Raw genomic sequence first — 14467 nt, 5'->3', positions numbered from 1 at the left:
TAGCAGTAAGCTCCGCATTACGAGCGCACAAGTAAAGATGTTGTAACCGCCCTTTGAGTGCTTCGTACTAGAGCGCTGTAAGGGTGAATGCGGGGGGTGGGGGACCTCAAAGACCTCGTCAGACTATCGGCTCAACGTTGTGATCGGCGATCTTTCGCGGGGTCGAGTGTAGGTATTAGCGCCGGTCTGCGATCTCGATTTGAAATACTAACTGCACCGAAATAGCGACGACGAGACTGAATAGATCGCGCGGTAGTCCCGCCGATAACAGCTCCTCCCATCTCGGCCGCATTTCGCTCTTGCGGCGAGGTAAGCATCCGGTCGGCTCGAAAAGCCACGCGCCGACATTTCAATCTGACAAAAGGGAGGATCCCGAGTATGAAGCGCTATGCGATACGACTATCCGCGGTGGTAGCGGTGGTAGCCTCGAGTGGATCGATAGTGACGGCGCAAAGCTGGCCGCTCAAGGGCATCTACGGCTATGGCTCGACATATACACAATGGTCGAAGAAAGCGGGCACGCAGCTCTTCGCCAACACTCAGGTTCTCAATAACAGCAACGTCGATGGAATTGCCGTCAAAGTCGGCTGGAGCTTTATCGAAAGCGTAAACGGAGTCTATTCGTGGGCCGAACTGGATAGCGTAATCGCGCAAGTGGCGGCGGTGAGCAAGACGGTCACCTTAAACGTAGTACCAGGTTATCAGACGCCGAGCTGGCTGTTTAGCGAGGGCGCCCAAGGTTTCAACTTTGTCTGGGACGAGCCATGGGGGCCAAAGCTTTGCAGCATTGTGACTATACCCTTGCCGTGGGACCCGGTGTTCTTAGCGAAATGGAATGCATTCATTCAGGCGATGGGAGCGCGTTATAACTCGAACCCGACAGTAGTTGGCGTCAAAATCTCAGGAGTGAATTCGAAAGACGAAGAGACGATGTTACCGTATGGGGTCAACGAGAGTATATCGAGCGGCAAAACCAAATGTACAGGTTACGATGATGTTACCGACTGGCAAGCGATTGGCTATACAAGGCTGCAAGTAGAGTCGGCGTGGCGGCAGATCGCGGCGAACTACGCGGTGTCGTTTCCGAGCAAGGCTTTGGTTGCAACGATGGACGTCGGCGGTTTTCCGCCGATTGACGATAACGGAACGATCTTCGTTGGTCTGCAGCCGGCAGTCGGCCAAGACCAGCAAGCCACGCTCGACATTATCGCGATGGGGGTGACGGACTATGGCCAACGGTTTGGGCTTCAATTCGACGGATTGATTAGTTGGGGTTCGGGCTGGTCAACTGAGAATAGCTACGCTGGGCAGATCATTACCGGCTATCAAACTGCGTCGGCCATGGGATCGAAGCTGCCGTCCGCGTTAACTATAGCGACCGGGGCAAAGACCGACTACCTCGAGTTATATTCGAGTGATCTGACCAGTTCCTCTCTCCAGAGCGCGATCGCGACAGCGCGCGGCCAGTTGCAATAGGAATCGAAGGGTTACTCTAATGAGAATCAGGACAAAGGCGTCGGCGACGCTTGGAGTGGTTGCTATGCTTGTCTTGAGCGGTATGAGTAGCGGCGGGGCGGTCGGTTCGACGCAACGGCGGCGGACCGCGAGATGGCCGGTCAGTGGGATTTTTGCCGCCAACGCGATTTATGGCAAGTATGTGAAAGGCCAAGGTGAACAGCAATTCATAAATTCCGCAATTCTCACGAATAGTAATGTCGATGGGATCGCGCTTCACGTAGCATGGAGCGCAACCGAGACGAGCGACGGAGTCTATGTGTGGAATGCACTCGACAGCCTGACAAGTCAGGCGGCCAGCGCAGGCAAGACGGTGACTCTGGACGTAATCCCGGGCTGGGAAACGCCGGCGTGGATCTACACCGAAGGCGCGCAGAGGTTCAACTTCATCTGGGCGGATAGCGGCTGGGGCCCGACGTTTTGTAGTGTTGCGACGATTCCGGCGCCATGGGATGCCGTCTATCTGGCGAAGTGGAGCGCTTTCGTGAAGGCTATGGGCGCGCGCTATGACTCGAATCCGACCGTGGTTGGAGTGAAGTTGCTCGGAGTGAACTCGGACGACGAAGAGACGCGACTTCCGTACAGTGTCAACGCCAGGATTTCGAACGGCAAGACCAGTTGCGTCAGTTATGACGATGTGACTGACTGGCAGGCGATTGGCTATACCCGGTTGGTAGTCGAATCGGCGTGGGAGCAGATTGCCGCAGTGTATCAAGTCGCATTTCCCGATAAGGCGTTGATCGCGGTGCTTAATGTGGGTGGATTCCCGCCGATCGACGATTACGGCAACATCTTCGTGGGTTCGTACGGGCAGGATTCGCAGGTCTCGACCGACGTGATCGCTGCGGCCGTAGCGGATTATGGCGTCCAGTTCGCATTGCAGAACGATGGGCTTTTGAGCTACGGCGCACCGTGGGCGACGGAAGTGAGTTACGCAAATCAAATCACGACTGGCTATCAGACCGTAGCGGCGCTAGGCGCGCGACTGCCGGCGGCGTTGAATTCCGCGACCGGCGTGGGCGCGGAATATCTTGAGCTATACACGAGTGATCTGACTGACGCGTCGTTGCAGAGCGCGATCGCCGCGGCGCGCAGCGCGCTGCAATAGTAACTTTGGGTTTCGGCGGGAGCAGTAGCAACGGCCTACTCCTCAGTCATAAGGTGACGGCTTAGAAGTCGAAGATGCGGCGCATGGTCTGAAAGGTTCTGCTTTGGCGCTCGATTACGCTGGCCGGAGAATTGTGCGCCGCGGAGGTATGCGCGAGGTTTTCTTGCTCGCGCGCCGCGGCGATGCGCGCGATGCCCTGAGCAATCTCCGGATTCGCACGGAACAGGTGGGTGAGGCCGGTGCGTTCGATTTCGAGCACCTCGACGTCGGTCGCGGCGCGGATCGTCGCGTTGCGCGGCTCACCCTTGAGCAAGGCCATCTCGCCGAAAAAGTTTCTTTCGGAACTATGTTCAATGAAGCCGACCACGATGGGCCCGCGGCCGTTAGAACCCTCGTCGACGGCCTCGGCCGTGCCGCGGCGGAGAATAAAGAAGCGATCGCCGACTTCGCCCTGGCGAATCAGGACTTCGCCGCGTCCGTAGTCAGCAACTTTGATCGACGGCAGGATGATGCGCAGATCGGCGTCGGAGAGCTCCTTGAGCAGATCGACGCGGCGTAGTTCTTCCATCAGGCGGGGTTCGGCGACACTATCGAAACTGGGATGCGAAGGCGCGACGGGATGAGTTGGTGGGGCGAGACGGTGACGGCGCAAGACATACCACAGACTGCGAATGATGCGGGCGCGAACGATCTCCTGCCGACCATAGTCGGTCAACCAGTAGCGGATGCGGTAGCGAACGGCTCCATCGGTGTATTCGCAGGGGCCGACTTCGGGGGGCGGATCCTTCACGACATCGGGCACGTCGGCGAGCAGCGCCCGCACCGCAGTCTCGATCGCGCCGGGCGCTTCGGCAAAACCGAGATCGAGAAAAATCTCGTCGGCGACCGGGCGTACCACCGAGTAATTAATGAACAAATCCTTGGCCAGGGCGTTGCTCGGAATTGTCACGCTCTCGCGCGTGCGGGTCAGGATGCGCGTCGCCTGCCATCCGGTTTCCTGGACCTGGCCGACGTGATCGCCGATGCGCACCCAATCGCCGGGCCGGAATGGCCGTTGGCTCTGGATCAGGAGGCCGCTGAACAAATCGCGATGCTGCAGCCAGGCGCCCACGAGCGTGAACAGCGCCGGCAGCGCGACGAGTTGCCGAATATCAAAGTTCAGGATCATCCGCGAGACGATCAGCAGCGTTGCGGCATACGACAGCGTCAGGATGAATTCGGTTGCGATGGTGGAGACGTGCATGTGCCGGCGGCGCATCCAGATCTCGACGCTTTCGAGAATCAGGCGAATGACACCGCAGCAGATTAGCGTGATCGCGGCGACCCGCAGGTAAGGTGACCAGGTGGTAGTTTGGGCGCCGTGTGGCGTCAGCAAGTTGAGCATCAGGCCGACCGCCAGCATGATAAAACCCGACGGCGTGAACACGCGGGTGCGACGCCGGAAGGCCACGGCGGAGAGCGCGGCGGCAAGCGCCAGCAGGCCCTCGAGGGCGGGCTCGATGATCTGGCTCAAAGATGCGTGCATAAGCCGTTCAATTTTCGCTCAAGGTCAGCCATGCTTTGCCTGGTATTATAGACTCACCTGGCGCAGGGAAGAACCATGAAAGTGCGGAGCGGACAAGTAATCGTAGTCGGCGAAGGGAAAAGGATAGCGAGTGCTTATAATTTTGGTCGAATTGATCGCGCTGGCGGCCGGCGCAGGCTTCGTCGGCGCGATCTCGGGTCTGGGCGGCGGAGTCTTCATTGTGCCGGCGCTGGTGATGGTCGCCAAAATGCCAATGCGGGTCGCGATCGGCGCCAGCCTCATCTCAGTGGTGGCGACGAGCGCCGGCGCGAGCGTGGCCTTTGTGCGCGATGGCTGGACCAACCTCAAGGTCGCGATGACGCTCGAGTGCGCGACCGTGACCGGTGCGGTGATCGGCGCCTACCTGGCGGGAGTCGTACCAACCGCGGCGCTCGAGGTGCTGTTTGCGGCAATGATGCTGCAGTCGGCGTACTTTACGATCAGAAAGGGCGGCGACGAGATCATAACCAAAGGCGATCGGTTGTCGTCGCGGCTCGAACTGGCGGGCGAAACGATCGATAACACCGGTCAGCCAGTGCATTACGAGGTGGTGCACGTTGGCGGCGGAGCGGCGCTGATGGTGGTGGCGGGGCTGATGTCGGGGCTGCTCGGGATCGGCTCGGGCGCGCTCAAAGTGATGGCGATGGACTACGTCATGCATATCCCGCTCAAGGTTTCGAGCGCGACGAGCAATTTCATGATTGGGGTGACGGCCGGCGCGGGCGCACTGGTCTTTCTTTCGCGCGGCGACATCGCGACGACGCTGGCGGCGCCGGTCGCGTTGGGGGTCACTGCCGGCGCGGTGACCGGCAGCCGCCTGCTACCGCATCTGAGGGTTGAACCGTTGCGGATCGTGTTTGTGGTTATCCTGATTCTGATTGCCGCCGAGATGGGCTGGCGCGCACTGAGCGGAATCTGAGCGAGGACCGAGGACTCTGAATTATGCGGTCAGAAGAACACAGACGCGAGCTTAACGAGGTCGAAAACAAGATTTTGCGGCGCTGGACGCCGATGCTGCTGCGGACCATCCTGCTCGTCGCGATCGCGCTTCTGAGTGGCGGGCTGATTCTGACTGCGGTGGCGGAGCCGGGCTACTTCGTCAGCCGTTACAATCAGGCTCAGGCTGGGCACCTGTTCGGGCGGGAAACCGTCATCGGTCTGTGGTCGAATATGCTCGCTGGCCAACCTCACGCGATTTTGACGCTGGGCCTCTACGCATTGACCCTCGTGCCGCTCGCCCGCGTTGCGTTCTGCCTGATCCTGTTCATGAAGCAGCGCGACTTCACCTACGTGATGCTCACCGGCTATGTGCTCGCCGGACTGATCGCCGGCGTCCTGCTCGGCAAGGTTGGTTAGCGCGAGCGCGAGTTCATCTATTACGCCAACGACTCAGGCCCTTCTAGGACGTGAGATCGGCCGGCTTATTTGAAGTGCGGAATGACCTTTTTGGCGAACAGTTCGAGGCTCTCCTCGACCGTGCTCATCGCGAGGCCGGGCGGAGAGAGCATCATCGTGTACATCTCTATCGGGACTTCGGCGACGCGCTGCTTGATCAAGCTGACCGCGGCTTCCGGCGTCAGGACGTTGACCAGACCGAGCTCGCGCAGTTGCGAGGGGTTATCGATGTGCGGCCAGGGACCGGTATCGGTCCCTTCAAACCAGCGTGCGTAGGCGTTGAACCAGTAGACGAGATGGGGCGCGTAGATTGCGAAAGTCCGATCGGGATCCTCCGCGACGATCAACCACAACTCACCACCCATCACGCGGGCATGAGCGGGATCCTTGCCCGCCGTGCGCAGCTCCTCGAGGTACATGTCGTAGACCGCCCGATTCGAGGGTCCGATGTAGCCGTCGCCATACCTGGCGGCGCGGCGAGCGGCGGCGCGGCTGAAGCCGCCTACCCATATGGGAGGGTTGGGTTGTTGCACCGGCCGCGGCGAAAGCGTGGCGCCATCGACGTGAAAATGCTTGCCGTGGAAGGTGACGGTCTCGCCCTGCCATAACCGCCGGATGATCTGCAGCGCCTCGTTGGCGCGCGCGCCTTTGCGGTTGATGTCCAGGCCGTAACCCGCGTACTCCTGCGAGCGGTAGCCGAGCCCAACGCCGAAATCGAGACGGCCATTCGAGATAACATCGAGCACCGCGCCGTCCTCGGCCATCCGCACCGGATCGTAAAGCGGCAGGATGGCGATGTCGGGCCCTACGCGCATCCGCTGCGTGCGCGCAGCGATCGCGGTCGCCGCGAGCATCGGCGACGGCATGTAGTCGTCGTCAGTGAAATGATGCTCGAAGACGTAGGCGGCGTCGAAGCCGAGCGACTCGGCCCAGGTGAAATGCTCGATAATCTCGGCGTAGACGTGGGCGGTGCTCTTGCCGGAGCCCGGGCGGTTGCGAAAGTCGGTCGTCAGGCCAAAGCGCATCGGTGGGATCTCCTCTCGGCTAACCCGGATTTGTTGACGTCACGCGGCTGCCGACGATCAAGGGAAAATCTGGAACTCTTGAAGCGCTCGCGGCGCGCAGACTTACTGAATTGCCGCGTCCGCTGAGCCCTGCTTGAGGATGAACTGCATCAGATTAGCGGCCTGATCGGCGCAGGGCAAAAGCTCGCGCAGGGTGCCGCTCAACTCGCCGAGTTCGTCCGCCTTGATGCTGCCGAACAGCGTGTCGTTGACGCGGCGCTGATAGACCACCAGTGAACTGAGAAGATCGCGGCCGGCGTCGGTAATGCGCAGCCGGACCCGCCGCCGGTCTTTAAGATCGGCGGATTTTTCGAGCAAGCCTTTCTCCACGAGTTTGCCGGTCTCAATCGTGGTGAAGGCCCCGCTTTGCCGCATCGCGGTGCTGACCTCGCCGACGGTGATGCCGTCGGCGCCTTGCAGGCGTCCGACCCACATCAGGATTTCGTATTGCACACCGCTGATTCCGGCGAGCGAGCCGAAGCCGTCGCGGATGGCGTTGATGCAGCGGGAGAAGGACATCAGACGATGAATCAGGGTGCGGAATTCCGCATCGGAGCCATTCACCAGGAGTTCGGGGCGGCTGACGGTCATGAGGGCAGCCTCCGGGGCCGACGCGCGGGGCCGATGGTTACGACTTGAACGCTCACTAGCGGCCATAGGTCTAATCCTTCCATGTCTTAATGTCTTTAACACAAACATAAACGCGAAAGCAAGGTATGCAAGCGACTGACGGAGGCTGAGCAGACTTTTCTTTAACTTAACAATTTTTGGCATTTATGTCTTTGGTTTATCTTTCATTTCTTGCTTTCTTAATTAGATTTGTAATATGTTTTTGAAAGAAAGTTATTGATGGAGGGTAATCATCGATGAAACTTGTAGCGGCGAACCACAAAAGGCAGTCGGCTGCCGACCCGATCGGGCCGGATCAACGGCTGGCTAAGCGCGCGGCGGCAGAACCAGCGGCTGCGGAGGCGAGCTTCCGCGGCAACGGCGAATACTGGAGCGTCGGCCTGCGGGAGCATCAGGCCCTGCTCAAAGATCGCAAGGGCTTGCGTTACATAGCCAGTCTCTTGCGGAGTCCGGGCAACGAGATTTGCGTCCTCGAGCTGATGAACTTAAGCGAGCGCCGGCCGGAGACCGTCACTGGTGAAGACCGCGGGGCTGGTGGCGGAATTCAATGGCGGCCGGTCGGCGAGGTGTTGCGGACGTTTGGGGACGCCGGCCCGCTACTTGACCGGCAGGCGAAGTCGGCCTACGAGCACCGCCTTTTGGAGCTGCGGGAAGCCCGCGAAGTCGCAGAGGCGCACGATGATGTCCTGCGCGCTCGACGGATCGAGGAAGAGGTCGAGGCGCTGCGACGTGAGCTCAGCCGGGCTTTCGGCATCGGGGGTCGTCCTCGGGTTGCGGGCGCGCCAATCGAGCGGGCGCGAGTCAACGTTACCCGCAGCATCCGGCTCGCGATCGAGCGCGTCGCGGAGTTCAGTCCGGAACTCGGCTGCCATCTCGACCGGCGGATCAAGACCGGCTGGCTTTGTTGCTATACGCCGGACGCCATACGGCCGATTAATTGGCGCTTCTGAGGTCGTCGGATGCGCAGCGGGAGCGGTGGGCGAGGCGCTGAAGCGTGTGGCGTCAGTCAGCGACTCAGAGGGTATTTCAACTCTGCAAAGCCGTGATTTCCCCCGGCCTCGATCGCGAAGGGAGTAAGTCATGATACTGGTTGTAATCGGATTTGTGCTCGGGGTGTTGGTCGGTGCAACCTCGTGGCTGGCCGCGGCGGCATTCTTGGAGAGGGGTGGTGCGAAACGGCCTCCCCAGGAGGAGGAGTTCGATGGTTCGGATCGCAATCCTGGTCTATCCCACGCTTCAAGAGGAGATAGCTTGTTCGGATGCCGTCGGAGAGACACTGCCGGCTCGCGCGTTGTTCGCGTCTTGCGATTAGTGAAATCCGCCGTGCGCTATCAGGATGAGATCAAAAGCTAAACAAGCAGTTGACATGACCTACGAAGTTGAGCAATGGGGAGTTGACATGGCCTACGTAGTTGAGCAATTGAGAGATGAGGCAGTTGCACGATGCGCTGAAGGAGGGTCAAACAGCATGGCACGCAAACACCTAACCATATTGATCCTGATGCTCGCCATTTTCGCGTGGTGTGGTGAGGAAACGCACGCTCAATGTAATCCGGCGTCGGGGACGGTGATCACGCAGAAAAACTGGCAGCAGTACAAGGATTGCTTCTCGGCCGGCGAACAATATTTCTGGCAGGGGAGCGGCTTCTGGAAGATGCCGGATGATGTTGAAATCCACGTCGGCGCGCCGCATAAGTGGAGCCTGCCGCAACCCTACATGGACGCGACTGAAAAATATGGCGGTCAGACCCGCCTGGTGAAGCAGGCCGACGGACGCTTTTTGCTGCAAAACTACATCGCCGGCACGCCGTTTCCCGACCCGAAGGGGCCCGACAAGGGGACCGAAATCGCGGCGAATGTGACCTATCGGATGCAGGGCTATTTGACCGCGGTCTTTGTCGATCTGGGCAATGCCGGAGCCTTCTATACAAAGGACCGCTACGGCAACTGGAACCTCGAGGTCGTCGACGCGCTCTATCGGCAGTTGGCGTACAACTGGAAGCCGGGGGTGCCGCAGACCGATCCGTTGGCGAACGGCGGCTGGTACACCGAATGGCTGATGGTGGAACAGCCGGAGCAGTCCCGCTACACCGCGGTGTTGACGATCTTCTGGCAGGATAACCTGAAGGATGAGGACGACTACGCGTTCGTGCCGGCGCTGCGCCGCTCGTTGCGCCTGTCGTCGGCGGCGCGCTGCGCGCCGCTGCTGGGCAGCGACTTGATCAAGGATGATCAGCGGGTCGGCTGGAATGGCGGGGTCGGCAAATTCGAAGGCGCGTTCCGGCGGGAAGCGCCGATCCTGACGCTATGGGACGTCAACTCCAAGGTTGCGTCGCAATTTCCGGGTGAGTATGACGGGGTGCTGGGCTGGCCGAAGCCTTCCTGGGGCAACTGGGAAGTGCGCCCCGCCGACGTGATTGATGTGCGGCGCGTGCCCGCGTTGAATCCCGGCTACTGCTACGGCAGCCGCATCATGTATATCGACCGGCAGTACTACCAGACGCTGGCCGAAGACATCTACGACAGCAATCAGAAACTGTGGAAGGTGATGTTTGAAGCGGGCGCGGAGGCGCCCTACGAGAAATACGGGATGCAGCCGAATTTCGGCGGCATCATCGAGAATTTCTTCGACGTGCAAAACGAGCACGTCAGTTACGTGACGACCTTCAACAAAGGCGGGATACCGATCCTTTACGATTCGCAGGTGCCTGGGCAATTCAACGACGTGGCCAAGTATTCGACGCCGGGCGGGTTGCAGCAACTGATGCGCTAACGTCGGCGTGCGCGAGTGAGACAGAGGGCGGCGCGCGATCGCGCGCCGCTTTTTGTTTGGCGGGATTATCGGACTCTATCTGTCCGAATGATCGATACGAGCGGCAAGCGCGAACAGGGCTGACGCCCTGGAGAAATTACATTAGGCCGGCGGCCGTTTTCGCGCGCAGATGATCATGCGGCGCGTCGCGATCGCATAGGGCTCGCCCTCGAAACCGCCGAAGACGCCGGTCACGTCAAGGCCGGCTTGCTCGAGCAATCGGGTAGTCTCGGTGAGCGAGTAGAGGCGGATATGGTGACCCACCGAATCACGCCGGCCGCCGTCGGGATCGATGATGGTGAAACTTACGTGCATCCGGCTGCTTGCGAGATCGAGCTCGCGGCGCTCGACATAGAGCGTGCCGTCGGCGCCGGAATGCCAATCGTGCGGGATGTAGTTGGCGACGGCCCATTCGCGGTTGAGCATGTCGAGGAGGAAGCGGCCGCCGGGTTTGCTGGCGCGAGCGACGGATTGCAGCACGCGTGCATCGTCAGCTTCGGATTCGAGGTAGCCGAAGGAAGAGTACATGTTGACGATCGCGTCGAAGGAATCCGCAAAGGGGATCTCGCGCATGTCGGCGGCCACCGTTTCGAGATTAAGTTTGGCGGCTTTGGCGGCGCGCTGGGCCGCGTCGAGATAGGCTTGATTGAGGTCGAGGCCGGTTACGCGAAAGCCGCGCTGCGCCAGCGACAAAGCGTGGCGGCCCGGCCCGCAGCATAGATCGAGCACGCGGGCGCCAGGCTTAAGCTCGAGCACCTCTGCGACGAAAACCGTCTCTTTTTCGGCGCGCTCGGTAGTAAACAGATGGCCGTATACGCTGAGGTAATCATTGCGGAAAAAGTCTACGTACCAGGCGGAGCTTGAAGTGGTCATAATATTTGAATCAGGCAGGGGCGCTCGGCAACACTAACAAAAGGGAGTATTCTACACCATCCGGTGCGGGATGATTTGCGTCGGGCGGTTCGCGCATCGAAGGAATAATCCGTCATCACGGGTAGGTCGTCACGCACGTCGAGGTTCCGGAACTCTGGACGCCCGGGACCTGTTAACCATTGCAAAAGGTGTAGCTTGGACAAGATTGCGATTCTCGCAAGTGGCGGCTTGGACAGCTCGATCCTGCTGGCCGACGAAGCCCGCAACGCGCAGGTCTATCCGATCTATGTGGAATGCGGTCTGGCGTGGGAAGCGGGCGAGCGTGAAGCATTGGAAGTGTTTTTGCGCGCGCTCAAAAGCCCTAACGTCGCGCCGGTGGTGACGCTTTCCGCGCCGACGGCGAACATGTACGGCGATCACTGGAGCATGACGGGCCGCGATGTGCCCGGAGTCGATGAGCCGGACGAATCGGTATTCTTGCCGGGCCGCAACATTTTACTGATCGCGTTGGCCGCGGTTTGGTGCAGCACGCACGAGATTTCTCATCTGGCGATTGGCTCTTTGGGCGGAAATCCTTTTCCCGACGCAACGCTCGAATTTTTTCAAGACTTCGCGCGTGCGTTGAGCCTCGGTTTGGGTCATCGTCTGCATGTGACCGCGCCCTACAGGACTGTTCATAAGGAAGAGATTATTCGGCGCTTCACACATCTGCCGTTCGACTTGACGCTGAGTTGTATGTCGCCGCGCGGCGCTCATCACTGCGGCAATTGCAATAAATGCCGCGAGCGTCAACGCGGTTTTCAAACTGCGGAAGTACGGGATCCCACGAACTACGCGGCCTGAAGGGCAATCGTTGCGGCCCGACGCGAGGGCTCGCAAATTTCAGACAAGTGAAAGAAGTTATGAACTGGGCACAGCGCGGTCTCCCGCGTTGGGGATTTGTGCGGCTGGGCGCTCTGCTGATCTTCGCGATCGTGCAGATCGCCATAATCAGCGCCTGCCGGTCTGCAGCCACAGTTCCCGTTGCGGCGCCAGGGTTTCGGGTGGCGTTGCTTACGCCCGGGCCGGTCAGCGATGGCGGCTGGAACGCCGCGGCGTTCGACGGCCTGCAACTAATCAAGCAGCGGCTTGGCGCCGAGACTGCGATGGTGCAGACGCGCTCGCCGGCGGACTTCGATGATGCCTTTCGCGACTTTGCCTCGCGCGGCTTCGACCTCATCTTCGCGCACGGCTTCGAGTACAGCGATGAGGCGCTTAAAGTCGCGAGCAGCTTTCCGAACTCTTACTTTATCGTCAGTTCCGGTGCGGCGTCGTCGAGTAATGTCGCGTCGCTGACCTTCAACGTCGATGAGGCAACTTACGTCGAAGGCGTACTGGCCGGCGGCGTGTCGAAGAGCGGAGTGGCCGGCGCGATCGGTGGAATCGAACTGCCATCGATCCGGATGACCTTCGAGGGCTTCAAGCGCGGATTTCTTTCGGTTCAACCGAAGGGGCGAGTGCTAATCAGTTACACGGGAAACTTTGACGATATCGGCGCGGCTAAAGAGGCCGCGCTCGCGCAAGTCAGCCAGGGTGCGGACGTCCTGATCCATAACGCGGACGCCGCGGGCCTCGGCGTCTTCGAGGCGGCGCAGCAGACGCATGTGTTCGCGTTCGGGGCGTTCAACAATCAGAACAACGTCGCGCCGGACGTGGTCTTGGCGAGCGCCGTGACCTCGACGCCGCTGGCCTTCCTTAAGATCGCGCAGGAGGTGAAAGCGAAGCAGTTCCATCCGGGGATGCTCGAATTCGGGATGAAAGACGGGATGGTAAATCTGGTCCTGAATCCGAAGCTCGAATCGCACATCCCGGGCTTCGCGCTCGAGCGTGCGCGCAGAGTCGAGCAGGAATTCATCAGCGGCCAGGCGCTCGCGGGCGGCTCGTGAGTTTTCTTTATGCTGACTCCGCCTGTTCACGGAAGCTTTTCCAAGCTGTCGAGGATGTTGACCTTGCCGGCGAATTCGTCGAGGTCAACTTCGAGAGTCTCGAGGATGCTCGCGGTTTGCCGCCAGTGGCCGATGATGATCAGCAACTCGATGATCTCTGCGGGGCTCAGATGGTGTTTCAGGCCCTCGAGCGTAGCGCGCGTTCCTTTGACGTTTGCATTGACCTCGTCGGTGAATCGCAGGACGAGCCGCTCGAGCTCGCTGAAACAATCGGCGGCCGGCCAATTGTCGATCGCGGCGATTTGAGCGTCGGTCACGCCGACATGCTTCGCGGGCGGCACATGCTGCGTCCATTCGTACACTGATCGGCAAACTTTGGCGGTGCGCAGGATTGCGATTTCGCGCAGCCGCGAATCGAGGACGATGCGCGTCATCAGCGCGTTGCTCAATCGGCTCCGCGCCGGGAATAGCTGCTGCGCGTGCGCCGTCATCCGCTGCACATTGAGCACCAGTGGGCGCTGGAGAATTTTCAGCACCTCGGGTGAGGCGTCGCGTTCGTCGAGATAGGGCAGCAGCGCCATGCGAAGAGATCTCCTTTAGCAGTTTTGCGCGTGGACGAAATCGATGATTGTTGCGATCGCGCGGATCGATTCGGGCGCTTCGGGGCGGCGGACGATGAAGCCCTCGGCCTCACCCTCAAACATCGCGAGTTCGAGATGTCCGCCGGCTTTCCGATACTCCGCGACAAAGCGCTCGAGGTGCGGCCGCGGATGCGCCTGATCGAGTAAGCCCTGGACGTAGAGTGCAGGCGGGAACTCGGCCGGCTCGCCACGCTCAAGCGCTCGGGTCGGATTGCCCTCGGCCATCTCGGCTTCGCTCCGCCAATATTTGTCATGGAGAGGGAGCACGAGATCGACGAACTGCGGAGCAGGCTCGGCCGCGGCTTTCAGTTGTTTGGCGTACTGGTAACGGCCGAGTGGGTCGATCACCGGCCAGAGCATCACAACGCAATTCACGGTGGCGTCAGGTTGCGGACCCTCCGTGTTGAGCGGGATCGACGCATAGCGCGTATCGCGCGGGCGCATCGCCGCGAGCATCGCCTGATGGCCGCCGCTCGAACTGCCCATCACGCCGACTCGCGCCGGACTTCCACCCATCGAGGCCGCATGGCTTTTGACCCACCGGATACCGTAATTGATGTCCGCCATGGAGGCCGGATACATCGCCTCGGGCGGCATCCGGAAATCCAGCGCGACAACGATGACGCCGCTGCGCGCGAGCGGTTCGTTGACCGCGGCATCGTGCGTGCGATCCATCAGGCACCAGGCGCCGCCATGGACCTCGACGATGATCGGGAACGGACCGGCGCCGCGCGGTTTGAACAGGCGCGCGAGTAGGGGCTTGCCGTTGTGCCGCAGATATTCGACGTCGGTAATGTCGATCTCGTAGCGATTGTTTGCGCTTGCAGCCATGATGGTATGCTCCTTCGCGGGCGCGGCTGAATTGTGATCAAGGCTGCGCTCAAGCGCCGGTTCCCGTCAAGGAATCAATAATCGCTGATCGCAATTGCGCGGTCGCATA

14 protein-coding genes are annotated in these 14467 nt (G+C 60.3%); 8 read left to right on the top strand and 6 right to left on the bottom strand.

The genetic code is table 11. The annotated features are described in order from the left end of the window. The first annotated feature begins 378 nt into the window (after positions 1-378). Both VKS22_07680 and VKS22_07675 read left to right on the top strand, forming a co-directional pair. Positions 379-1476, top strand: a complete 1098-nt coding sequence (locus VKS22_07680; protein ID HLW70488.1) for a hypothetical protein — start codon at positions 379-381, stop codon at positions 1474-1476. A gap of 19 nt (positions 1477-1495) precedes the next feature. Next, entirely contained in the window at positions 1496-2623 is a 1128-nt protein-coding gene (locus tag VKS22_07675; protein HLW70487.1) for a hypothetical protein, read from the top strand. A gap of 61 nt (positions 2624-2684) precedes the next feature. On the opposite strand, the gene VKS22_07670 is transcribed toward VKS22_07675, so the two are convergent. Continuing rightward, the gene (locus VKS22_07670) at positions 2685-4148 is read right to left on the bottom strand and encodes a mechanosensitive ion channel family protein (GenBank protein HLW70486.1); all 1464 of its coding nucleotides are present in this window, start codon (positions 4146-4148) and stop codon (positions 2685-2687) included. A 130-nt stretch (positions 4149-4278) separates the two neighbouring features. Here VKS22_07670 and VKS22_07665 point away from each other — a divergent pair, with 130 nt between their 5' ends. Together VKS22_07665 and VKS22_07660 are read left to right on the top strand one after the other, a co-directional pair. Then, positions 4279-5106, top strand: coding sequence for a sulfite exporter TauE/SafE family protein (locus VKS22_07665; protein ID HLW70485.1), 828 nt, complete (start codon positions 4279-4281; stop codon positions 5104-5106). Between the two features lie 23 nt (positions 5107-5129). After that, the gene (locus tag VKS22_07660) at positions 5130-5543 is read left to right on the top strand and encodes a DUF1634 domain-containing protein (GenBank protein HLW70484.1); all 414 of its coding nucleotides are present in this window, start codon (positions 5130-5132) and stop codon (positions 5541-5543) included. A gap of 65 nt (positions 5544-5608) precedes the next feature. Here the strand turns inward: VKS22_07660 and VKS22_07655 are convergent, their stop codons facing one another. Together VKS22_07655 and VKS22_07650 are read right to left on the bottom strand one after the other, a co-directional pair. Next, positions 5609-6607: an LLM class flavin-dependent oxidoreductase gene (locus VKS22_07655; GenBank protein HLW70483.1), complete on the bottom strand. Its 999-nt coding sequence runs from the start codon at positions 6605-6607 to the stop codon at positions 5609-5611. Between the two features lie 102 nt (positions 6608-6709). After that, positions 6710-7237 carry a MarR family transcriptional regulator gene (locus VKS22_07650; protein ID HLW70482.1) on the bottom strand — a complete coding sequence of 176 codons (528 nt, stop codon included), beginning with the start codon at positions 7235-7237 and terminating at the stop codon, positions 6710-6712. A 275-nt stretch (positions 7238-7512) separates the two neighbouring features. Between VKS22_07650 and VKS22_07645 the strand changes: the two genes are divergently transcribed. Next, positions 7513-8226 carry a hypothetical protein gene (locus VKS22_07645; protein HLW70481.1) on the top strand — a complete coding sequence of 238 codons (714 nt, stop codon included), beginning with the start codon at positions 7513-7515 and terminating at the stop codon, positions 8224-8226. 518 nt (positions 8227-8744) lie between these two features. After that, a complete protein-coding gene (locus VKS22_07640) occupies positions 8745-10049 on the top strand; it encodes a DUF1329 domain-containing protein (GenBank protein ID HLW70480.1) in 1305 nt (434 codons plus the stop codon). 141 nt (positions 10050-10190) lie between these two features. On the opposite strand, the gene VKS22_07635 is transcribed toward VKS22_07640, so the two are convergent. Continuing rightward, entirely contained in the window at positions 10191-10961 is a 771-nt protein-coding gene (locus VKS22_07635) for a class I SAM-dependent methyltransferase (GenBank protein ID HLW70479.1), read from the bottom strand. 195 nt (positions 10962-11156) lie between these two features. Between VKS22_07635 and VKS22_07630 the strand changes: the two genes are divergently transcribed. Both VKS22_07630 and VKS22_07625 read left to right on the top strand, forming a co-directional pair. After that, on the top strand, positions 11157-11804 hold the full coding sequence (locus VKS22_07630; protein HLW70478.1) for a 7-cyano-7-deazaguanine synthase: 648 nt from the start codon (positions 11157-11159) through the stop codon (positions 11802-11804). Between the two features lie 59 nt (positions 11805-11863). Further along, positions 11864-12886: a BMP family protein gene (locus tag VKS22_07625; protein ID HLW70477.1), complete on the top strand. Its 1023-nt coding sequence runs from the start codon at positions 11864-11866 to the stop codon at positions 12884-12886. Positions 12887-12912: 26 nt separating this feature from the next. Here VKS22_07625 and VKS22_07620 read toward each other — a convergent pair whose 3' ends face one another. Both VKS22_07620 and VKS22_07615 read right to left on the bottom strand, forming a co-directional pair. Beyond that, a complete protein-coding gene (locus VKS22_07620) occupies positions 12913-13467 on the bottom strand; it encodes a carboxymuconolactone decarboxylase family protein (protein ID HLW70476.1) in 555 nt (184 codons plus the stop codon). A gap of 15 nt (positions 13468-13482) precedes the next feature. Continuing rightward, complete coding sequence (locus VKS22_07615; GenBank protein HLW70475.1) at positions 13483-14358, bottom strand: alpha/beta hydrolase; 876 nt, start codon at positions 14356-14358, stop codon at positions 13483-13485. Positions 14359-14467 lie beyond the last annotated feature (109 nt).

The organism is Candidatus Binataceae bacterium, assembly GCA_035308025.1.
Taxonomy (GTDB): Bacteria; Desulfobacterota; Binatia; order Binatales; family Binataceae; genus JAJPHI01.
Note: the sequence above shows the minus strand (reverse complement) of the source record. Positions and strands in the feature narration are given on the sequence as shown.